Consider the following 21201-nt stretch of genomic DNA (forward strand, 5'->3'; position numbering starts at 1 on the left):
CTAGCGTTAAATCTGGTGAAAGTCTCTTGTTTTACCCACTGCAATTCGGGTATTTCCCGGTTTTAATTAGCAATATCGAGGATTTCGATCATGGCAACTGGTACAGTTAAGTGGTTTAACGACACTAAAGGTTTCGGCTTTATTTCTCCTGACGATAATGGCGACGACCTGTTCGCGCATTTCTCTGAAATTCAAGCTGAAGGCTTCAAATCTCTGCAAGACGGCCAGAAGGTTTCCTTCGACGTCACCCAGGGTAAAAAAGGCCTTCAGGCTTCTAACATCAAAGTAGAAAGTTAATTCTTTTACTTAGCTGTTAGCAATTAACGCTTAGTTTTAGCGTTGATTGACCAGGAAACCCCGCCAAGTGCGGGGTTTTCTGCGTTTATACGATCAGACTTGGCACTCAGTGCTTGCCTCACATCCCTATATTCCTTTTTGATCTTTAAGTGTTTCTAAAAATAACTTTTTAGAATATGCCAATGGCATCACAATAGCGCCTGATCATTGATTAGGGATGCATTAGTAATGTCGCTGGATGCTTGGATAGCAGTGGGCGTGGTACTGACCATTTTCCCGCTGATGGCGTTTTCACGCCTGGGGCCGGATATTATTCTGCTGGGTGCGGTGATAGGCCTGATGACGCTGGGCGTGATTGACCCACAACAAGCGCTGGGTGGGTTCTCCAATAGCGGTCTGTTTACCGTGGCGTTTATGTACGTACTGGTGGCCAGCATTCGCGAAACTGGCGGTATCGATCTGATTATTCGCTATGTGCTCAAACGGCCAAAAAGCGAGCGAGGCGCGTTGGTTCGTCTGCTGCTACCGGTGGCTACGCTTAGCGGCTTTGTCAATAATACGCCGGTTGTCGCTACCTATATCCCTGCGGTCATGAGCTGGAGCCGTCGGCTGCGCTTGTCTCCCCAGCGGCTGCTGATGCCGCTTAGTTTTGCCTCTATCCTAGGCGGCACCATTACGCTATTTGGTACCAGCACCAACTTGGTAGTACATGGACTGCTGCTGGAGCGCTACCCTGATCTTGGTATGGGCCTTTTGGATTTGGCCTGGGTAGGTGTCCCCGTGGCAATCGCAGGACTTGCTTATCTAGTCCTGTTGGGGCCGCGTTTGTTGCCTGCTAGGGAGGGTCTGGCCAATGCGTTTGCCAACCCACGCGAGTTCACTATCGAAATGGAGGTCGACCCGGCAGGAGTGCTGGTGGATCGTACCGTTGAAGAGGCGGGACTACGCCATCTGCAGGAATTGTTTCTGGTTGAAATTGAGCGCGCAGGCAACGTGGTCAGCGTCGTTGGGCCCGGCGAGCAGCTTAAAGGTGGCGATCGGCTGGTGTTTGCAGGTACCTCTGATGCGGCGGTGGAGTTGCAGCAAATTCGTGGCTTAATTCCCTCCCGAGACGACACGTCGAGTTTGGAGAAAGAGTTCAAAGAGCGCCGCTTGGTAGAGGCGGTGGTCTCAAATCAGTGCCAGTTTATTGGCCAGCGTATTCGCGATGGCCGCTTTAGAACGCTTTATGGCGCGGCTGTATTGGCGATCTGCCGGGGTGGCGAACGCGTAAAGGGCAACCTTGGTCAGGTGCGCCTGCAGTCCGCTGATGTGCTGTTACTCGAAGCGCGGCCGCCGTTTATCGAGCGCCACCGTCAGTCGCGGGATTTTCTGCTGATTAGCGAGCTCAATGGTGCGGCGCGGCCGGTACATGAAAAAGCTCCGTTGGCGTGGGGCATTTTGTTGGGTGCCGTGCTGCTCGCAGCCTTGGATGTGATCAGTATGCTTAACGCTGCCATGCTGGGAGCTGCGTTGGCGCTACTCAGTGGTTGCTGTTCAGTGGGCGCTGCTAAGCGTGGCTTGGATACGCAAGTGTTACTCACCATTGCCGCCTCATTTGGCGTAGGTGCGGCGCTGCAAAGCTCTGGCGCGGCTGACGTCATTAGCGGGGGATTGCTAACCTTAGTGGCGGGTAATCCGCTGCTGCTACTCATAGGTACTTATGTTGTCGTCGCCCTGCTCACGGAGCTTGTGACTAATAACGCGGCGGCGGTGATTATCTTCCCGGTGGTAATGAGTGCTGCGGAAAGCTTGGGGGTGAGCCCGATGCCTTATGTGGTGGCCGTCATGTTTGCCGCCTCGGCCAGTTTTTTAACACCGATAGGCTACCAAACCAACCTAATGGTATATGGCCCGGGTGGCTATAAGGTCAGCGATTTTCTGCGCTTGGGGTGTGGTTTGAATGTGCTGACCGGTGCCATAGCATTGGTGTTGATACCGCTAGTGTGGCCATTTTAAGCGCTCAATCACTCGCGGTTAACGCAGGATTGCGCTAGTGTGGCGCTTTTCAGATAAGGAACTGGATTTCATGACTGCTCCTGGCGAACTGATTATTGAGCCCAAAGATGGTCAACCCGCCGATGCCTGTGTGTTTATTATTCATGGCTTAGGTGCGGATGGGCACGATTTTGAACCCTTGGTGCCCGCGTTAGCGCTGCCTAAAGATTCCCACGTACGCTTTATCATGCCCCATGCGCCACGCCTGCCAGTGACGATTAATGCCGGCATGGTGATGCCCGCTTGGTACGATATTCTTGCGATGGATCTGGGGCGTCGGGTCGATGAGCGCCAGCTCAAGCAATCGGCCGAGCGCATTCAGGCCCTGATTCAAGAGCAGATTGATCAAGGCATCGACAGCCAGCGGATCATTGTCGCAGGCTTTTCCCAAGGGGGCGCGGTTGCCTACCACGCCGCGTTGACGTTCCCCGCGCCGCTGGGCGGCTTGTTGGCGATGTCGACCTACTTTGCCACCGCCGACAATATCGACCTTGCGGAAGCCAATCGTCAGATTCCTATCGAAGTGCAGCACGGCAACTTTGATCCGATTGTGCCGGAAAGCCTGGGGCGCAGCGGCGCAGATCGCTTAAAAGAGATGGGCTTTGCGGTCAACTATCGCCAATATCCCATGGCCCACGCGCTATGCCCTCAGCAGGTAAACGATATTGGTAAGTGGTTGAGCGCTCGTTTAGCCTAAAGGCCGCGTCGACAAGTAGGTAAAAGGCAGGCACAGTCAATGCCTATTCGTGCCCGATGCAAGGATGTAGCGAAAACGAATGATAGCCTCCTTTGATGCTCTAGAAACGCTGTTAGCGCTCGGCTTAACCGTCGTGGCGCTGGCCTGCCTGTTTGATCGCCACTTAGTACGCGCTTGCTGTTTCTTCGTGGCCTTTGCCCTGGCCATGACATTGGCCTGGTGGCAGCTAGGTGCGCCCTGGCTAGCCGCCGTTGAACTGTTGCTGGGGGCGGTACTCACCGGGCTTTGCTTTTTTTATGCCCTGGGCCGATTCTTTCCCGGCGTTTCCTCTCCTCTAGAACGCGATAGCTTTAACGAGCCTTGGACGCGGGCGTTCGCACGTCTGTTGCTGGCGCTGGCTTGGTTTGTGATGGTTGGCGCGGCGATCCGCTATGTGATCACTGACATGGTTTATTCACCCGATGAGCAGCCGCTGCTGTTGGCAGGGGTCATGATTACCGCCAGCGCGCTGGGCGCCTTTGCGTTACACCGTCATGTACTGCGCCGTTTGCTAGCCTTCAATATTCTCGGCTCCGGGGTGTTTATGCTATTGGCTGGCGTGGCGGGCACCTCGGCAACTGCTCAAGCGTTGATTACCGTTGGGCTATGCATTGCATGGTTAGGCTCGATGCTAGGCGCCTTGCTGATTAGGCAGCTGCTGCATCTGGAGGGCGTCGATGCCTTGCGTGATGGCAACCCCAAGGAGAACGCTACATGATCTGGCGTTTTGGGCTATTTGAGAGCACCTTTACGCCGCTTGTCAGCACGCATTGGGCGCTGTCAGCCGCGCTTGGCTTGCCGCTACTGCTGGGCATGCTGGCGGCACTTTTTCCGCCTCAACGGATGTGGCCTGTGGCGTTGGCCAGCCTGCCGGTATTGGTGTCTGGGTGGGTATTGTTATCTGCTTATGACCAGGCAGGACTGCTGCGTTGGCAGTGGGAGGTGGCAGGCGTCAGCCTATCGCTGCGTTTAAGCGGGCTCAGCGTGCTGTTGCTGCTAACCACCCAGTGGATTGGCGTTGCCGCCGCGCTTTACACTCCTGGCTCGTTGCGTTTAGGCGAGCCACAACCGCTGTCGCGCTGGCTGTGGCCGTTGATGGGCGTGCTGCTCAGCGCGCTCTCATTGATCTGGCTCGCCAGCGATTTACTAACGCTCTACGTGGCGCTTGAACTGATGGGGCTGTCAGCGGTGGGTATGCTGTTGCTATCGGGAAAGGTCGCGGCGCTGGTGGCGGGCATGCGCTATTTGCTGCTGGCGTTGGTGGGGTCGCTGGCTTACCTGCTAGGAGTGGCGCTAATTTTGGGGCAGTGGGGGCGGCTGGACCTGCAGGGCCTGGCGGCAGTGGTCGAACCTGGGCCGGTGGCGTGGATTGCCGCTGCACTGATGGGCGCCGGACTGGCCTTAAAAGCTGCGCTGTTCCCCATGCATGGGTGGTTGTCGCCGGTACATGGCAGTGCCTGGACCCCGGTTAGCGCGCTGCATGCCGCGCTGGTCATCAAGGCGTCGCTGTTTATGCTGCTGCAGCTGTGGAGCATTCTGCTGCCCGGTACGTTTTACGCCCCGCGGGTCATTGCCTGGCTGGGCATGCTGGCGATTGTGTGGGGCGGGCTATTGGCGTGGCGCACCGACTCATTGAAAACCTTGGTGGCGTCCTCAACGGTGGCCCAGCTGGGTTATTTGATGGTGGTCTTTCCGCTGCTTTTGGGGCCGGATATTGCACCGCTACCCCGTGCCTTAGCCTGGGAGGGCTTTTGGCTGCAGTTGCTCGGCCATGCCTTTGCCAAAGCGGCAATGTTCATGGCTGCCGGTAACTTAATCTTTGCGACCGGGGAGAGCACGCTCAAAGGCTTGGCGGGCACCAGCCGTCGCTTGCCGCTCTCGCTGTTAATATTTGGCGTTGCCTCAGTGACGCTAATGGGCTTGCCGCCTAGCTCCGGTTTTACTGCCAAGTGGTTGTTACTAGAGGCGATGCTGATTTCCCAGCAGTGGTGGGCCGTGGCGGCGCTGTTAGTCGGCACGCTGCTAACTGCGGCCTATGTGTTTCGCATGTTTCGCTACTCGTTTGACGATTCGGCGCCGCGCCATCATTACCAACCGCTGGCGCCGGGCATGGATTTGATTGCGTTGGCTCTCGCTTTAACGGCGTTTGCACTGGGCTTGTTGGCCCACTTTCCCTTAGCGCTAATGCGTGGAGGTGGGGTATGAATGCCACGTGGTTGCCGGTCACCACCTTAGCCACCTCGCTGCTGGTGGTCGTCATCATTTTTTCGTTACCTGAAGACGCGCGGCGGCCGCGCACCATCGTTAACTTACTGGCGGCGGTGATTAAAGTCATCCTTGTGATGCTGATGGTGGGACGGGTGTCCGCCGGTCGCGAAGATATTTTCAGCTTTCAAGTCGTGGGTGGGGTTGATTTCGTACTGCGGGCCGACGCGCTAGGGGTGATGTTCGCCGGGTTATCGTCACTGCTCTGGCTGTGCACCACGATTTATGCGATCGGCTACCTGGAAGGCTCGGCCAATAGAAAGCGGTTTTTCGGCTTCTTCAGCCTATGTGTCGCCAGCACGATAGGTATTGCGTTGGCCGATAACCTATTCACCTTCCTGATTTTCTACGAAATGTTGACGCTCTCCACCTACCCCTTGGTGGTTCACAACGGTACCCAGCAAGCGCTCAACGCGGGGCGTGTGTATTTGCGCTATACGTTAAGCGCTGGCGTGGTGCTGCTGCTGGGCGCCGTGTTGCTGCACTACCTGACCGGCGACCAATCCTTCTCATCCGAAGAGGGTTTAGGCGATTATCTTAACGATCACCGTGGCCTGCTAACGCTGATATTCGCCCTGCTAGTCGGTGGGCTGGCAGTCAAAGCGGCCATGGTACCGCTGCATGGGTGGCTGCCCCGCGCAATGGTAGCGCCCGCGCCGGTGAGTGCGCTGCTGCATGCGGTGGCCGTGGTGAAGGCCGGTGCCTTCGGTATCTTGCGAGTGGTGTACGATTTATTCGGTATTCAGCTGAGCATTGAGTTAGGTGTCATCTCGGCACTGGCCGTCGCGGCGTCTATTACGATTATTTATGGCTCGTTGCGTGCCCTCGCACAAGAGGAACTCAAGCCGCTGTTAGCGTTTTCCACCGTTAGCCAAGTCTCTTACATCATTCTGGGTATTGGCCTGTTTGGTCCTTTTGGTACTATTGGCGCGCTGGCGCATTTGCTCCATCAAGGCTTAATGAAGGTGACGCTGTTCTTCTGTGCAGGCAACTACGCTGAGGAGTTGGGCATTCATCGCATCGATGAAATGGACGGCGCGGGTAAGCGTATGCCGTTGACCAGCATTGCCTTTACCGTCGGCGCTTTGGGCATGATTGGGCTACCACCGGTGGCCGGGTTTATCACTAAATGGTACCTGGGGATCGGTGCTATTCGCGCTGAGATGTATTGGGTGGTGGTCGTGCTCGTCGTCAGCAGTACGCTCAACGCGATGTATTTTCTGCCTATTGTTCACCGCCTCTGGTTCCGTTTAGGGCCTGCGCATGGACAAGGTCAGTGGCCCAAAGAGCAGCGCTTAGGCCGCTTAGAAACCCACGGCTGGCTACTTTGGCCCATGGTGTTTACCGCTCTGGCGAGCCTTGGTGCGGGGCTGTTGGCGGGAATGCCGTTTAGCCCGCTGGATTGGGCGACCCGCGTCGCCACTGGGGAGTACCTGCCATGATGACGCTGCTGCTGGCACTGTCACTGTTGTGGCCGCTGGGGGTCGCTGGGGTGGTGATATGGCAGACCTACCGCACCCCAAGCGCACGGCGTGACTATTTTTCTGTACGTTGGCTAAGCGCCGCTTGGCCAGCGCTGTTGCTGGCCTACGGCGGCGAAGCCCAGTGGACCATCGATGCCTGGATGCTAGGCGGTGAATGGGAGCTAAACGCGCTAAGCCGCCCTTGGCTGGCGTTTACGGCTCTTTTGTGGAGTGTGGCGGCCTTACACGCCAGAGGCTACTTTGCGGCAGAGCAGGCGCAAGCCCAGGCCGGTGATCAAGCCGCCCAGCGACGTTTGATGCGTTTAGCGCTGCTTTGGCCGCTGACCCTGTTGGGTAACGTGTTGCTGATTATTGCCCAGGATATCGCCAGCTTCTATCTCGGTTTTGCGTTGATGACCTTCGCCGCTTATGCCCTGGTGGTGCATACCGGGACAGAGGAGGCTCGGCTAGGGGCCAGGGCTTATTTGATTTTAGCCGTGGTGGGTGAAGGGCTCATTCTAGGCGGTTTTCTATGGTCTGCCGGGGAGGCCGACACGCTAACACTGCAAGGCGTGCGTGAAAGCATCCTGACCGCCGAGCACGGCGCATGGATGGCCGCCTTGCTGTGCTTGGGCTTGGGCGTGAAAGCCGGTGTCATTGGTTTACACGTATGGCTTCCCCTGGCGCACCCGGCGGCCCCTGCCCCCGCTAGCGCGGTGCTTAGCGGGGCGATGATTAAGGCGGGCCTGCTGGGGTGGATTAGCGTATTGCCGTTAGGCGAAGAAGGCATTTCAGCATCATTGACCCAGTTGGGTCAGGTTATTCTGGTGGCCGGGTTGGCGGCAGCCTTCGGCGCCGCGCTGTATGGCGTGTTCCAGCGCCACCCTAAAGCCGTTTTAGCCTACTCCAGTATCAGCCAGATGGGCATGATGACGGCGCTGGTGGCGACGGGCTTGGTCGCCCCCGCGGTATGGCCGCTGCTGTGGCCGGGGGTGGTACTGTTTGCTGCCCACCATGCGCTGGCCAAAGGTTCGCTGTTTATGGGCACCAGTATTAGCGAACACTTACCCCGCTGGCCACGAGCATTAATCTGGCCGCTGCTGGCACTGCCGGGCATTTCCCTCACTGGCGCTATTGGCGCGGGGATGGTCGCTAAATGGGGCGTGAAAAGCCCGCTCTACGAAATGCATCATGAGACGCTGATTAAGCTGCTCAGCTGGGCGGCGGTGGGCACGGCAGCGTTGGTGGGCGTTGCCATTTGGCGCCAGTGGCAGCAGCGACATGAAGGGGGCAGTAATCGCTGGCAGTGGGGTGCTTGGCTGGCGGGTATCGCCGCCGCGCTGGCAACACCGCTATGGCTACCGCTGCCTGCTGGCAGTGTCGCGATGCCGCCGTTGAAAGAGTGGCTAGGGATTATGTGGCCGCTTCCGGTGGGCGTGGTGATAGTCGCCGTCGGCGGCGTGTTGCTGCGCTACGTCAACGCTAAAGCGCCCCCAGCGGGGGATCTTTGGTGGCTGTATGCCGGGGTTACCAGCGCTTTGTTGGTGCCGATGCGGCTCATCGCGCGCGGCTGCGGCAGGGTAAAAGCGGCTTGCGTGCTAGCATCAAAGCAAGCAGAAGAGGCGTTAATGGGGTATTTACCCCGCCTGTTGGCTGCCGAGCCCTGGATGCGCCACCATGCCAGTGGTTTGATGATGGTGCTTGCCGTGCTGCTTGCGGCGTTACTTATGTGGGAAGGTCAACGATGAGTCGACTGTCAGGAAAGCATGATGGGTAAATTTGCTCGCGGTCGCCACGCCGAAGTGCCCGGCGAGATACCAAAACGTGGCTGGCACGATATTGCCTGGCGTGTGGTGCGTGCTGCTCGGCGTGACCGGCTTACCATGCTTGCCGCAGGTGTGGCTTTTTACGCCTTACTGGCGTTGTTTCCAACCATCGCGGCGGTAATTTCACTGTGGGGATTGCTCTTTGATCCTTCTGAGGCAGGCCAGCAGCTATATGAAATCAGCCGCTTTATGCCGCCGGATGCCGCCAATTTGATTGACCAGCAGGCGCAAGAGGTCGTTGAGAGCGCGGAGTCTGGAAGCGTTCTGGGGGCTTTAGCCGGGCTGCTGGTAGCGATGTTTATTGCCTCAAAGGGCGTGGCGGTGTTGGTGATTGGTCTCAACGTGGTGAATGGTGAAATCGAAAAGCGTGGCGTCATTCACCGCGGGGTAGTGTTGGTCGCGCTGACCTTTGGTCTGATTATTATGACGTTAATCTCGCTTGCCTTTATCGCCATCGTGCCGGTGGTAGTCGATACGCTAATGATTGAACCGCCGTTAGACAGAATCCTTAAGTGGCTGCGTTGGCCAGCGTTATTGATTCTGATGAGCATGCTGATCGCCTTGCTTTATCGCTTCGCGCCTTATCGGCGTTCGGCGCAGTGGCGGTGGTTAAGTTATGGCACGCTGCTGGCAACGGGGATGTGGCTATTAGGCTCCGGCGGACTGTCGCTGTATGTGCGCCACTTCTCAGCGTTTAGCGAGCTCTATGGGTCGTTGGGCGCAGTGGTTGCACTGATGCTATGGTTTTGGCTGTCGGCTTTTGTGGTGTTGTTCGGCGCCGAAGTAAACAGCGAAATGGAACGTCAAACCTACAGCGATACCACAGTGGGTGACCCTCGCCCTCTGGGCGAGCGGGAAGCATTTGCAGCGGATACCATCGGCAGCCCTCAACCGTGGCGTGGGTCAGATAGCGAGTAATACCTTCCACCCTAGCCAGCGGTGGAAGGTGATTGGTTGAAAAAACAGACTTAAAGCAGCTCTTCTGCGGCCAGCGCCAAGCGCGAACGCTCAACACTTTTCAGAGTGATATGGCCCGCGTGAGGCCAGTCGCGAAAGCGTTCAACCACGGCGGCCATGCCGCAGGTATTGGCGGTGAGGTAGGCGGTATCAATCTGCCCAACGTTGCCCAAGCAGACAATTTTGGTATTACGTCCCGCCCGGGTGACCAGCGATTTAAGCTGTTTGGGGGTGAAGTTTTGCGCCTCATCGATGATTAAGAAGGTATCGTTCAACGTGCGACCACGCATGAAGCTTGGCGCGCGTATTTGCACCCGCGAGCCAATGAGCTGCCGCGTTGCGCCGTTATCCCAGCTGGAATCGCCTTCCTCATTGCGCAGCAGGTTGTCCATATTGTCATGGAAGGCGCCCATCCACGGTGACATCTTCTCCTCTTCGGTGCCGGGCAAAAAGCCGATATCTTCGCCCATGGGGATCGGTGCGCGGGTAAACACAATGCGTTCAAATAGCTTGGCATCCAGCGTTTGTTGAAAGGCGGCGGCCAGGGTCATAAAGGTTTTGCCCGTGCCAGCGTTGCCCGCAATAGTGACCAGATCAATCTCGGGGTCCATTAGCAGATTCAGGGTGAAGTTTTGCCGACTATCGTGGGCGTGAACCCCCCAAACCCCGGCATGGTGGCGGTAGTTAGTGAGCAGCTGAAGGCGGGCTGAAGAGGGGCCCAGTTCGCGAATAATCGCTTCAAACTCCGCACCGTTTTCACTATCCGACACCAGCATGCCCACATGCCAGTGGCGGGGCATAGCGCCGCTGAGTTGGTAGAAAGTGTGGTGATCCAGACGCTCCACGCTGACATCAACGTTAAGGCCTTCCCATAATCCCGCGCCATTTTGGCCTGCACTAGCGTAGACCTGTGCGCCTTCAATCATGGCATCGCTGTCGGAGAAGGCGCGGTCGTTAAGGTAATCCTCAACCGGCACTTTCAGTGCGGCGGCTTTAACGCGCAGGTTGATATCTTTGGTGACTAGAATGACCGAAGCATCGGGGCGTTCTTCGCGTAGGCGGCAGGTTTCCGCCAGGATGCGGTTATCAGGGCTGTCGTCGAGGGCGTCGAAGAGTTTTAAATCGTTATAGCATAGGAAATGTAGGCGTCCTGATTCGCCGCTGATGCGAGGGATAGGAATGCCGCGCTGAATTTCATCAAAGGTGACGTGGCTAGTGAGGTCAGAAAGAGTACGGCTAATTTGGCGGGCAGTGCGGGCGATTTCACGAATACCGTTTTTATGCTTATCCAACTCCTCTAGAACGGTCATGGGAATTACCACACCGTGCTCATCGAAATTGTAGAGCGCAGCAGGGTCATGAATGAGGACATTAGTGTCCAGCACGTACAGCCGAGTGGCTTTCTTATCGAGTCGTACCATCGTTGGAATCACTCCTTGGTTGACGGCAACTTCGACACTGGCAGGTGCGTATTACGCCCAGATGACACTTGCCTGTGTCTTTCAATGGCGTGTCCTGGCGTCTCCTTATGATGCACTTTTTACTAGCCTGGAAGGCTTTGGCGTTTTTCGCCACTTAAATTATTTCAACGCTGTGTCAGCCAATCCTGGGCATTAGCCCTGGATTAGTACTGGGTATCAGTTCTGGAAAGCTAAGAAGTGCATCACATTATTATGGTGAACTATTCGTCTAACGTGATGGCCTTATCCGCGTGTCCATATTCGCTTAGCTCGGGAGGGTAGCTTTCGAGTGGTGGATATCCAGCTGATCATAAAATTGTGAACAGCTGGAGCAGCGGTGTACAAGGCTGAGTCTGGGCCGGTTGCCAGCCTTGACCTGATCGCTGGTTGAGGCGTGTGAAAAAAGATTGACGTTCTATTAAAGTCAGTGCTATTTAGCGCTACCGGCAATGGTTGTCGGTCTAATTATTGCTACGTTGAGGGTTATAAAAACATGCCATTGCGCCGCTGTTTACCCGTACTGCTATTGACCTCCCTGGTCGCTGGCTGTGCAAGTTCTACCATTGCTCCAAGCTATACAACCGACAACCCTGACGTCATGCGGATTGGCGGTGAGCGCCCTGCTAACCGCGATGCAAGCGTTGAAAGTGCTGGGTCGTTCTGCCTTGAAACTGCCGAACGCTGGAATGAACACGGTCGAACTCCCGATGGCCAAATGCTTTGGGCAAAAGACACCCTGCGTAAAGTGGTGCCTTGTAAGCAGTAACGGTTAATCGGGCATCACCCAAAAACGCCAGCTTAGTTAGTTAAGCTGGCGTTTTTGTTTGTTCTCCCGTCCAGTTGACTTCCTCTTGTGTGTCGCGTTATTAACTAATATGGCCGCATAACACTCCTACGTATCAACGCCGTTAACCGAGAGAAAATCATGACACCGGCTATTTATCGTGCAAGACATGCAGGTATTGCCTTTCAACTTCATGAGTATGCCCACGACGAAGGTGCGCCTTCCTACGGATTGGAAGCGGCGGAGAAGCTGAGCATTGCGGCCGAGCGGATATTTAAAACCCTGGTCGTGAAGCTGGACGGAAAACAGCTTGCTGTAGGCATTGTACCGGTGACTGGCCAACTAAATTTAAAGCAAATCGCCAAAGCTGCTGGGGCGAAAAAGGCTGCAATGGCGGCACCCGAAGAGGTAGAGCGAAGCTCCGGCTATGTGCTGGGAGGGGTCAGCCCACTAGGCCAAAAAAAGCGGTTGGTCACCTTTATTGATCATTCCGCCGATGCTTTCGCCACGGTTTATGTCAGTGCCGGTCGACGCGGATTGGAAATTGAGCTGGCGCCAAATGACCTCGCCACACTGTGTCAGGCGACTTTTGTACCGCTGGCAACGTGACAGTCACGCAGTTAGAAGCACTTTCTGGTATGGTGCGGTAACGTTTGTGCGTCACCTGCCCTCCAGCGGGCGCACGCTGTATTTCTGATGGCCGCTCCACGGCGGCCCAAGCAAGGTAATATCGTGTCTGACTCCTCTTTCTCCTCGTTAGCGTTGCCGAAAGCTTTGCTGAGCAACCTAGCATCCCTTGGCTACCATGAAATGACGCCGGTGCAAGCGCAAAGCCTGCCGCCGATGCTGGCCGGGCGCGATGTGCTGGCGCAGGCGAAAACCGGCTCGGGCAAAACGGCGGCCTTTGGTCTAGCGCTGCTGGCGCAGCTGAAAATTGACAGCTTTGCGGTGCAAGGCTTAGTGCTGTGCCCCACTCGGGAGCTTGCTGACCAAGTGGCTGAAGAGTTACGCCGCTTGGCCCGTGGCGTGGCCAACGTAAAGGTGCTAACGCTCTGCGGCGGCGCGCCCTTTGGCCCCCAGCTCGGCTCTCTAGAGCACGGTGCGCACATTGTGGTGGGCACCCCAGGGCGTATTGATGAGCATCTGCGTAAAGGCTCGCTCGTCCTGGATTCGGTGTCGATACTGGTGTTGGATGAAGCGGATCGTATGTTAGACATGGGCTTTCAGGCCACGCTGGATGCGATCATTGCCGAAACGCCCGAAGATCGCCAAACACTGTTGTTCAGCGCCACCTTCCCGGACGAGCACGCCTCAGGGGGCTTAACTGCAATGACCCGTGGGGTGATGCAGGAGCCGGTGATGGTGAAAGTCGCCGAGGTGCATGACGCCAGTACAATTCAGCAGCACTTCTATAGCGTCGCCAATGAAGAGGCGCGTTTTGACGCCCTGCGCCAACTACTGCTGACTTATCGTCCCGCCACGAGCGTCGTGTTCTGCAATACCAAACGCGAGACCCAAGCCGTGGCGGAGCAGCTAACCGAGGCTGGCTTTAGCGCCGTGGCGCTCAATGGCGATCTAGAACAGAAAGATCGCGATCGCATACTAATTTTGTTTGCTAATCAAAGTGCGTCTATTTTGGTAGCCACGGATGTGGCCGCCCGGGGCTTGGATATCGCCCAGCTGGACGCGGTGTTCAACTATCAAATTGCCCGCGAGCTTGATGTGCACGTGCATCGGGTAGGGCGTACGGGGCGCGCTGGGGCCAGCGGTGTTGCCTGTACGCTGGTGACGCCTAAAGAAAGTTATCGGCTGGAGCGACTGGAAGGGTTGTTGGAACAGCCGATTCGCACCGAGCCGTTGCCTAAACCGCAGCATTCCGAGCCGTTTGAGCCGCTGATGGCGACACTGCAATTAGCCGGTGGCAAGAAAGATAAACTACGCCCTGGCGATATTCTTGGCGCGCTGACCAGCGAAGGTGGGCTGCACGGTGACCAAGTGGGCAAAATCAAGGTGCTCGCGCGCAGTGCTTACGTGGCCGTCGAGCGCGGTGCTATTCAGCAAGCCCAGGCTAAACTCGAGCGTGATAAATTAAAAGGGCGCGCTTTTCGCGTTCGCCGTATCCGTTATTAAGCGACTGATCAATCAGTTCAAGTAGTCAAGTCAGATGGTCAAGATTGTAAAGAGGAGCCGACGCAGCTAACCATGAAAATCCCCAAAAGATTACAGCCCCTGGTCGATGACGGAATGATCGACGAGGTGTTGGTGCAGTTAATGAGTGGCAAGGAAGCGCAGGTCTATGTGGTGCGTTGCGGTGAGGAAGTACGCTGTGCCAAAGTGTTTAAAGAAGCCAAACAGCGCAGCTTTAAACAAGCCGTTCAGTATCAAGAGGGGCGTAAAGAGCGCAACAGCCGCCGTTCGCGGGCCATGGCCAAGAAAACCCGTTACGGCCAGAAAGAGCAAGAGCAGGCGTGGCTCAACGCCGAAGTCGACGCGCTCTACCGGCTCGCCTCGGCGGGCGTGCGGGTGCCTGAGCCCCATGGTTTTGTCGATGGTGTATTGCTGATGGAAATGATCACCGACGCCGAAGGCAACGTGGCGCCGCGTTTGGATGAGGTAACGCTGACCCCCGAGCAGGCCGAAACCTACTACGCCAAGGTCATCCAAGACGTGGTGCGCATGCTATGCGCAGGGTTGATTCACGGCGATTTGTCGGAATTCAACGTGCTGGTCGATGCTTCCGGCCCAGTGATTATCGATTTGCCTCAGGCCGTTGACGCCGCCGGTAATAACAGCGCCGCCGCGATGCTGTATCGCGATGTGAATAACATGCGCAACTACTTCGGTCAGTTTGCGCCGGCGCTACTCACTACCGAATACGGCAAAGAGATGTGGGCACTGTATGAAACCGGGGAACTACATCCGGATAGCAAGCTCACCGGCCACTTCGATGCCGACACCCATATTGCTAACGTCGATGAGCTGATGGAAGTCATCGACGACGCCAAAGAGGAAGAGGCGGAACGCCAGGCGCGGATGCGTGACGATGATGACGATGATGGTGAAATTCCGCAGCCTTATTAACGTTTCAGCGTATGTTGTAGCGCATCTTTTCCGCTTCCCGGTCAGGGTATCGTCGCTGTAGGTAATGTTACCCGCGTTCTTCACAAGGAAAATATATGCTGTCGCGCGTTTTACAGCCGCTATTTCGTTACTTCGAAACGCGGGTTGATCCCTATCCTGAAGGCAACGTTGAAACGCCGCCTAAAGGCTTGATGCCGTTTATCGTCCACTTTTCTCGTCCGATGCTGCCGCTGTTACTGCTAATGACGCTGTTCACTGCGCTGGTATCGGCAGCAGAAGTGGTTTTCTTCAGCTATATGGGACAGCTAGTCGATTGGCTAGGCAACGTTGAGCGGGCTGATTTTTGGGCTGAAAACGGCTTATGGCTCTCAGGCCTGGGGGTGTTACTACTGATCGGTTTGCCGCTTCTGGTGCTGCTGCAGTCGCTGGTCACCCATCAGAGTATTTTCGGTAACTACCCGATGATCGGGCGCTGGCTGTCCCACCGCCATATGCTGAGTCAAAGCCTCGCGTTCTATCAGGATGAATTTGCGGGGCGGGTGTCGCAGAAAGTCATGCAAACGGCGCTGGCGATTCGTGAAACCGTCACCAAGGTCATGGATCTGCTGGTCTACGCCATTGTCTATTTCACCGGCGCGGCCTATTTGCTGGGCCGGGCGGATTTATTGCTGCTGATTCCGCTGGGATTGTGGCTGGTGGGCTACCTGGGGATTATGCGTTACTTCGTACCGCGCCTGCGCGATGTCTCTATGGCTCAGGCGGACGCTCGCGCGCAAATGACCGGCCGCGTGGTGGACAGCTACAGCAATATCCAAACCATCAAATTGTTTGCCGACACAGTGCGCGAGCAGCGCTACGCCAAAGATGCCATGGAAGGCTTTATGGACACCGTGCACCGCCAGATGCGTTTGGTGACTATTATGAGTGTGGGCCTGACGCTACTCAACACCGCACTGTTGGTGGGTACGGCGGCCATGGCGATCAGCGCTTGGTATACAGAGGCGATTTCCCTGGGTGTTTTAGCGATTGCCATCGCGCTGGTGATGCGCATCCGCTTTATGTCTGACTGGATTTTGTGGGAAGTGGCCGGGCTGTTTGAGAACATCGGCACGGTGCAAGACGGCATGAACACCATCGCCCAAGAACCCGCCGTGCGCGATGCGCCTGATGCGCCACCATTGAGCGTGCCCCAAGGGGAGATTCGTTTTGACGCGATGCGCTTTGGCTACGAGCAGGCCAAGGGCGAAAACAAAACCGTGTTTGACGGTTTTAACCTTACCATTGCGCCGGGCGAGAAAATCGGCCTGATTGGGCGCTCGGGCGCGGGTAAATCGACGCTTGCTAACCTGCTGCTGCGTTTTTACGATGTACAGGGCGGGCGCATTTTGATCGATGGGCAGAACGTTGCTGAGGTTACCCAGACCTCTCTGCGCCACCAGATTGGCATGGTGACCCAGGACACCTCGTTGCTGCACCGCTCGCTGCGCGACAATATTCGCTATGGTAGCCCGCATGCCAGCGAAGAAGATGTTTGGAACGCGGTGCGCCGCGCCCATGCCGATACCTTTATCGATGAGCTGGTTGACCCGAAAGGGCGCCGCGGGCTGGATGCTCATGTGGGCGAGCGGGGCGTTAAGCTATCCGGTGGCCAGCGTCAGCGTATTGCGATTGCACGGGTGCTACTCAAGAATGCGCCCATTTTGGTCTTGGATGAGGCGACTTCGGCGTTGGATTCTGAAGTGGAGGCCGCCATTCAGGAGCAGCTAGATACGCTGATGGAAGGCAAAACGGTGATTGCGATTGCCCATCGCCTGTCCACGATTGCCATGCTTGACCGGCTGATTGTAGTTGACGAAGGGCACATTGTGGAAACCGGTACGCATCAGGAACTCCTGGCGCAGAACGGTATCTATGCCAGCCTATGGCAACGACAATCCGGCGGTTTCTTGGGTTTAGACGTGCCGGAAAGTGATAAGTCTGCTAACGTGCCGGACACCTCAATTCAATAGAAGCCGATGCTTTTAGGGAGACAGACAATGCAAGTCATTACACTGCAGCAGCCCGGCGGGCTAGACAATCTCCAGGTCCAACAGGCGGAGGCGCCCGCTGCGCCTGGCGCTGGCGAAATTCAAGTACGTCTACATGCCAGCTCGTTGAATTTCCACGATTATGCGGTGGTAGCGGGGATGATTCCTACCGAAGAGAACCGCATTCCCATGTCCGATGGCGCGGGCGTTGTCGAAGCGGTCGGTGAAGGCGTTAGCGAATTTGCGGTGGGCGATCACGTGGTGTCCACCTTCTTCCCGCATTGGCTGGAAGGCCCAGCCAGAGTGGGCGATTTTCGCACTACGCCGGGCGATGGTGTGGACGGCTATGCTCGCGAGCAGGTTGTCCGCCCAGCTGAGTGGTTTACCCATCAGCCCAGGGGTTACAGCCACGCGGAGTCCGCTACTTTAACCACAGCGGGTTTAACGGCTTGGCGGGCGCTAGTGGTTGATGGCGGCCTTAAAGCGGGCGAAACCGTGCTGGTGCTAGGCACTGGCGGGGTATCAATTTTCGCTTTGCAGTTTGCTCGCTTGATGGGCGCTCGGGTGATCGCGACGTCATCGTCTAACGAAAAGCTGGCGCGGCTACGTGAGATGGGCGCCGAGCACACCATCAACTATAAAGAGACGCCTGATTGGGGTAAGCGCGTGAAAGAGCTCACCAACGGGGAAGGCGTTGATCATGTGGTTGAGGTGGGCGGTTCTGGTACCCTGCCACAGTCCATTGATGCGATAAAAATCGGTGGGCATATTGCTTTGATTGGTATCCTCACCGGTCGCGAAGGCGAAATACCCACAGCTAAGCTAATGGCCAAACAGGCCAATCTAAAAGGTTTGATTGTGGGCAGCCGCCGCCAGCAGATCGAGATGATCCGCGCCCTTGAAACGCTGGATATGCACCCGGTGATTGATCGTGAATTTCCGCTTGCCGAGATCGCCGACGCTTTCCGCCATCAGGAATCGGGCCAGCACTTCGGCAAGATCTGCCTGACGTTTTAAATCATTTGGCTTACTTTCAAGTAAGTAAGCCATAGGTAAGCAGTTTGCACGCCTTGCGCTTTTGCCGGGCGTGCAAGTGCAGGTTAATCTGGTAAGCGGCTGTAGACCACACCTTTTACTTCAAGCTCTAGTATTTCATCGTAGGGCACCGTGATGCCTTCTACCTCCCCTGGCGTTTTTTGACTGTTTTTTATCTCGGTTTCAGGAATTACTTTTACGCCTACCAGCCCGACATGCTGAATCCTGGCGCTAAAGCGGTTACCTTCGTGTTCAATCAATAAGCGCTCCCCAGCAATACATTTTTCTAGCTTGGCATGCAGTTCTGCTTCGCTGACGTGAACGACACTCATCGCTTTCTCCTTTTAGCTTTTACTATTGCTTTCGCAATAAAAAATAGTCCGTTAAGTGCGCTAACTATTGCCTGTAAAGACTTTATTTTAGACCATAAGTTCGCTTGCAAGATAAGACGATAGTGAGTGCCACGGGGGCAGTCAGCAAAGCGGCCACCGGATGCGGCTTTGGATACCCGCAACGCGGTGGGGTCAGCTTACTCAAGAGGTAGTGGTTAGCTATCACTCTCTTCGGGTAATTCACCGCTGTGATAGACGTTTTGTACATCATCCAGCTCGTTTAGCATGTCCAGAAACTTTTCAAACATTGCCACATCGTCGCCTTCCAGCGGCGTGGTGGTTTGCGGCAGAAATTGAATCTCATCCGCTTCAAAGTCAATCTCACCGAACGCGTCCAGTAGCGCCTGCTTGGCTTTGGCGTAGTCGGTATGCGGGGCGAAAACGGTGATGCGTTCACCCTCTTGCTCAATGTCGGTGACATCGACATCGGCTTCCATCAGCGCTTCAAGCACGGCCTCTTCGTCACTGCCAGCGAAGGAGAAGATAGCGCAGTGGTCAAACATGTGACTGACGCTGCCAGGAGTGCCTATTTTGCTTTTGGTTTTGGTGAAGCAACCGCGCACATCGCCAAAGGTGCGGTTGGGGTTGTCGGTAAGGCAGTCGACAATCACCATCACATTGCCGGGGCCAAAACCTTCGTAACGCGCGGTGGAGAAATCTTCGCCGCCAGCGCCGCTGGCTTTATCGAGTGCTTTATCAATAACGTGAGAGGGCACCTGGTCTTTTTTGGCCCGCTCCATTAAACCACGCAGCGCCAGGTTGCCATTAGGGTCGGTACCGCCCGCTTTAGCGCAAACGTAAATTTCGCGCCCATATTTGCTATAGACCTTGGTCTTTGCATCGGCCGTTTTGGCCATGGATTCCTTACGGTTCTGAAAAGCCCTGCCCATGTTGCCGTCCTATGTTTTCTAGACTTATGTTTTCTATATGCCCCGCATGTTGAGCAGCGAGGCGGGTGTTTTCAAAAGAGAGAAAAAAGTGAAAAGTCGCGTAGAGCGAAAAGTGTAAATTTTACCCAACAGCGTACCATGCTAACAGCGTTATTTAAGCCGCTAGCCGAAGTGTTGCTTGGCTTAGCGTATACTGGTGGCTACACCTCATATCGTGATATTGACCCTTCAAGGAGAAAACCGCATGCCGTTGACACTGTGGCTATCGCTTGCCGCGATCTGTGCCATGGGCGCTATGTCGCCGGGGCCAAGTTTGGCACTGGTGCTACGCCACACACTTGGGGGTGGTCGCTTTGTCGGTGTAACGGCAGCCATATTTCATGCCCTGGGCGTGGGTTTTTACGCGCTATTGACCGTGTGGGGGTTGGGGGCGTTAATTGCCGGTTTTCCGCTACTGTTTCAACTGATCACTTGGTGCGGTGCCGCCTATTTAGCGTGGCTAGGAATTAAAGCGCTGCGCGCAGGTCAAGCGGGTGCCTTACAGCCGGAAGTGATGATCACTAACCGGGGCCAAGCAGCCAAAGAGGGCGTGCTCGTTGCATTAGGTAACCCTAAGCTAATCCTATTTTTTGTTGCCCTACTAAGTCAGTTTGTAACGCCGGGCATGAGTGCGCTGGCTAAAGCTATTATAGTACTAACGGCGATGATTATTGATGGTGGTTGGTACGTGTTGGTGGCTGTGCTGCTTTCCCACTCACGCATTTTGCCCTGGCTGCAACAGCGCGCCCACTGGATTAACCGCATCACTGGTGTGCTGCTGATTGCTTTGTCGCTAAGAGTGGTGGCCGGGCCGCTGGTGTAAAAAGTTCAGTCGTGGCATGGTGATAGGTATACCGTTTAAGGTTTTTTGTGGGGCTTAGTGATGATTTACGATCAAGATTGTTATACCCACCAAGGGCTGCCTTTCAATCTGCGGGTGCTGCGTGGTCAAGTGCTGTTAGTGGTCAATGTCGCTAGCCAGTGTGGTTTTACCCCACAGCTAAAAGAGCTTGAAACCCTTTATCAACGCTATCGAGATCGCGGTTTTACCGTGATTGGATTTCCGTGCAATCAGTTTGGCCGCCAATCACCGGAGAGCGCCCAGGCGTTTTGTACCTTCGGCGAGACGCAGTTTGGCGTGACGTTTCCGCTAATGGAAAAAGTAAAGGTCAACGGTGGGGGCGCACATCCGCTTTTTGTGTGGCTTAAAAACCAGGCGCCAGGTGTTCTGGGGACTAAAACCATCAAATGGAACTTTACTAAATTTTTGATCGGACGTGATGGCCGTGTCGTCGCTCGATTTGGGCCTCGGGACCATGGGCGCCCGCTGCGTTTGGCATTAGAAAAGGCGTTAGATCAAGCTTACCCGTAAGGTGGTGATTTATACCTGTTCACCTCGCGCGACAACTACGCGATTCATTAGCTCGTTCCAACGGTGGCGTACCATCATCGTCGTCAAGCCTGAAAACAGCGCCCAGCTTTTGCGGCGCCAGCCCTTCAAGCGCAGGTTGTGATTGACCAACTGCTTCATCAACTTATAGTCGTCAAATTGACGCCACTCGCTGGCGATTGATAACTGATGACGCGACATTACGGGTGCCAGCTCTAAGCGAAACATCCACTCCAGCTCGTTAAGCGTCATATCGTAGCGCTGCACTACCTCTACCATGCCCGCGTAATCGCGTTCGCTGGGCTCACGGTCAAGCCACAGCGGCGCTAACGCTAGCCAAAGATCGCCGCGTTCGTCTACTAGCTGCTGCGCATTCATGAGAGCCTCGTTGGGGGAGTGGTTAATAGTGGCTATATCGTGACGTGAAAGCGTCTCTAGCTCAAGGGCGGACAATCGCTAAAACGGACTAACCGCTCAAGAGCGGACAGGGCGCGTGTAGACAGCTAGAATACCCCCACTGAG

The 21201-nt window shown here is 55.8% G+C and carries 20 protein-coding genes; 16 read left to right on the forward strand and 4 right to left on the reverse strand.

What is annotated here, in order from left to right; genetic code table 11:
• The first annotated feature begins 90 nt into the window (after window positions 1-90).
• The 8 genes from RZA33_RS01790 (at window position 91) to RZA33_RS01825 (ending at window position 9542) form a co-directional block, all read left to right on the forward strand.
• Window positions 91-297, forward strand: coding sequence for a cold-shock protein (locus RZA33_RS01790; protein WP_146873326.1), 207 nt, complete (start codon window positions 91-93; stop codon window positions 295-297).
• Between the two features lie 228 nt (window positions 298-525).
• The gene (locus tag RZA33_RS01795) at window positions 526-2295 is read left to right on the forward strand and encodes an SLC13 family permease (protein ID WP_317506129.1); all 1770 of its coding nucleotides are present in this window, start codon (window positions 526-528) and stop codon (window positions 2293-2295) included.
• A gap of 70 nt (window positions 2296-2365) precedes the next feature.
• Entirely contained in the window at window positions 2366-3031 is a 666-nt protein-coding gene (locus RZA33_RS01800) for an alpha/beta hydrolase (protein WP_317506130.1), read from the forward strand.
• 79 nt (window positions 3032-3110) lie between these two features.
• Window positions 3111-3788 (forward strand): hydrogenase subunit MbhD domain-containing protein, encoded by a 678-nt coding sequence (locus RZA33_RS01805; protein WP_317506131.1) that lies wholly within the window; start codon window positions 3111-3113, stop codon window positions 3786-3788.
• Window positions 3785-5275, forward strand: coding sequence for a complex I subunit 5 family protein (locus RZA33_RS01810; RefSeq protein WP_317506132.1), 1491 nt, complete (start codon window positions 3785-3787; stop codon window positions 5273-5275). Before RZA33_RS01805 ends, RZA33_RS01810 begins: the two co-directional genes overlap by 4 nt.
• Window positions 5272-6777, forward strand: a complete 1506-nt coding sequence (locus RZA33_RS01815) for a complex I subunit 5 family protein (protein WP_317506133.1) — start codon at window positions 5272-5274, stop codon at window positions 6775-6777. Before RZA33_RS01810 ends, RZA33_RS01815 begins: the two co-directional genes overlap by 4 nt.
• On the forward strand, window positions 6774-8546 hold the full coding sequence (locus tag RZA33_RS01820) for a proton-conducting transporter membrane subunit (RefSeq protein ID WP_317506134.1): 1773 nt from the start codon (window positions 6774-6776) through the stop codon (window positions 8544-8546). The genes RZA33_RS01815 and RZA33_RS01820 overlap by 4 nt, the downstream gene beginning before the upstream one ends.
• A gap of 21 nt (window positions 8547-8567) precedes the next feature.
• Window positions 8568-9542: a YihY/virulence factor BrkB family protein gene (locus RZA33_RS01825; RefSeq protein WP_317506135.1), complete on the forward strand. Its 975-nt coding sequence runs from the start codon at window positions 8568-8570 to the stop codon at window positions 9540-9542.
• 50 nt (window positions 9543-9592) lie between these two features.
• Here RZA33_RS01825 and RZA33_RS01830 read toward each other — a convergent pair whose 3' ends face one another.
• Window positions 9593-11002, reverse strand: a complete 1410-nt coding sequence (locus RZA33_RS01830) for a PhoH family protein (protein ID WP_317506136.1) — start codon at window positions 11000-11002, stop codon at window positions 9593-9595.
• A 532-nt stretch (window positions 11003-11534) separates the two neighbouring features.
• Between RZA33_RS01830 and RZA33_RS01835 the strand changes: the two genes are divergently transcribed.
• From RZA33_RS01835 to RZA33_RS01860, 6 genes are all read left to right on the forward strand, one after another.
• Window positions 11535-11807, forward strand: coding sequence for a hypothetical protein (locus RZA33_RS01835; RefSeq protein WP_317506137.1), 273 nt, complete (start codon window positions 11535-11537; stop codon window positions 11805-11807).
• A 159-nt stretch (window positions 11808-11966) separates the two neighbouring features.
• Window positions 11967-12434, forward strand: a complete 468-nt coding sequence (gene ybaK / locus RZA33_RS01840; protein WP_317506138.1) for a Cys-tRNA(Pro) deacylase — start codon at window positions 11967-11969, stop codon at window positions 12432-12434.
• A gap of 87 nt (window positions 12435-12521) precedes the next feature.
• A complete protein-coding gene (gene dbpA / locus RZA33_RS01845) occupies window positions 12522-13955 on the forward strand; it encodes an ATP-dependent RNA helicase DbpA (RefSeq protein WP_416337832.1) in 1434 nt (477 codons plus the stop codon).
• Between the two features lie 72 nt (window positions 13956-14027).
• Window positions 14028-14906 (forward strand): PA4780 family RIO1-like protein kinase, encoded by an 879-nt coding sequence (locus RZA33_RS01850; protein WP_317506140.1) that lies wholly within the window; start codon window positions 14028-14030, stop codon window positions 14904-14906.
• Window positions 14907-15001: 95 nt separating this feature from the next.
• A complete protein-coding gene (locus RZA33_RS01855) occupies window positions 15002-16915 on the forward strand; it encodes an ABC transporter ATP-binding protein (protein WP_317506141.1) in 1914 nt (637 codons plus the stop codon).
• Between the two features lie 27 nt (window positions 16916-16942).
• Window positions 16943-17950 carry an NAD(P)-dependent alcohol dehydrogenase gene (locus RZA33_RS01860; RefSeq protein WP_317506142.1) on the forward strand — a complete coding sequence of 336 codons (1008 nt, stop codon included), beginning with the start codon at window positions 16943-16945 and terminating at the stop codon, window positions 17948-17950.
• A gap of 83 nt (window positions 17951-18033) precedes the next feature.
• Here RZA33_RS01860 and RZA33_RS01865 read toward each other — a convergent pair whose 3' ends face one another.
• Window positions 18034-18300 carry a hypothetical protein gene (locus RZA33_RS01865; RefSeq protein ID WP_317506143.1) on the reverse strand — a complete coding sequence of 89 codons (267 nt, stop codon included), beginning with the start codon at window positions 18298-18300 and terminating at the stop codon, window positions 18034-18036.
• Window positions 18301-18515: 215 nt separating this feature from the next.
• Complete coding sequence (locus tag RZA33_RS01870) at window positions 18516-19250, reverse strand: YebC/PmpR family DNA-binding transcriptional regulator (RefSeq protein ID WP_317506144.1); 735 nt, start codon at window positions 19248-19250, stop codon at window positions 18516-18518.
• Window positions 19251-19494: 244 nt separating this feature from the next.
• Here RZA33_RS01870 and RZA33_RS01875 point away from each other — a divergent pair, with 244 nt between their 5' ends.
• Entirely contained in the window at window positions 19495-20112 is a 618-nt protein-coding gene (locus RZA33_RS01875) for a LysE family translocator (RefSeq protein WP_317506145.1), read from the forward strand.
• Window positions 20113-20169: 57 nt separating this feature from the next.
• Window positions 20170-20661 (forward strand): glutathione peroxidase, encoded by a 492-nt coding sequence (locus RZA33_RS01880; RefSeq protein WP_317506146.1) that lies wholly within the window; start codon window positions 20170-20172, stop codon window positions 20659-20661.
• Between the two features lie 9 nt (window positions 20662-20670).
• On the opposite strand, the gene RZA33_RS01885 is transcribed toward RZA33_RS01880, so the two are convergent.
• Complete coding sequence (locus RZA33_RS01885) at window positions 20671-21057, reverse strand: hypothetical protein (RefSeq protein ID WP_317506147.1); 387 nt, start codon at window positions 21055-21057, stop codon at window positions 20671-20673.
• Between the last annotated feature and the right edge of the window lie 144 nt (window positions 21058-21201).

The organism is Halovibrio sp. HP20-59 (genome assembly GCF_033052795.2).
Lineage (GTDB): Bacteria > Pseudomonadota > Gammaproteobacteria > Pseudomonadales > Halomonadaceae > Vreelandella.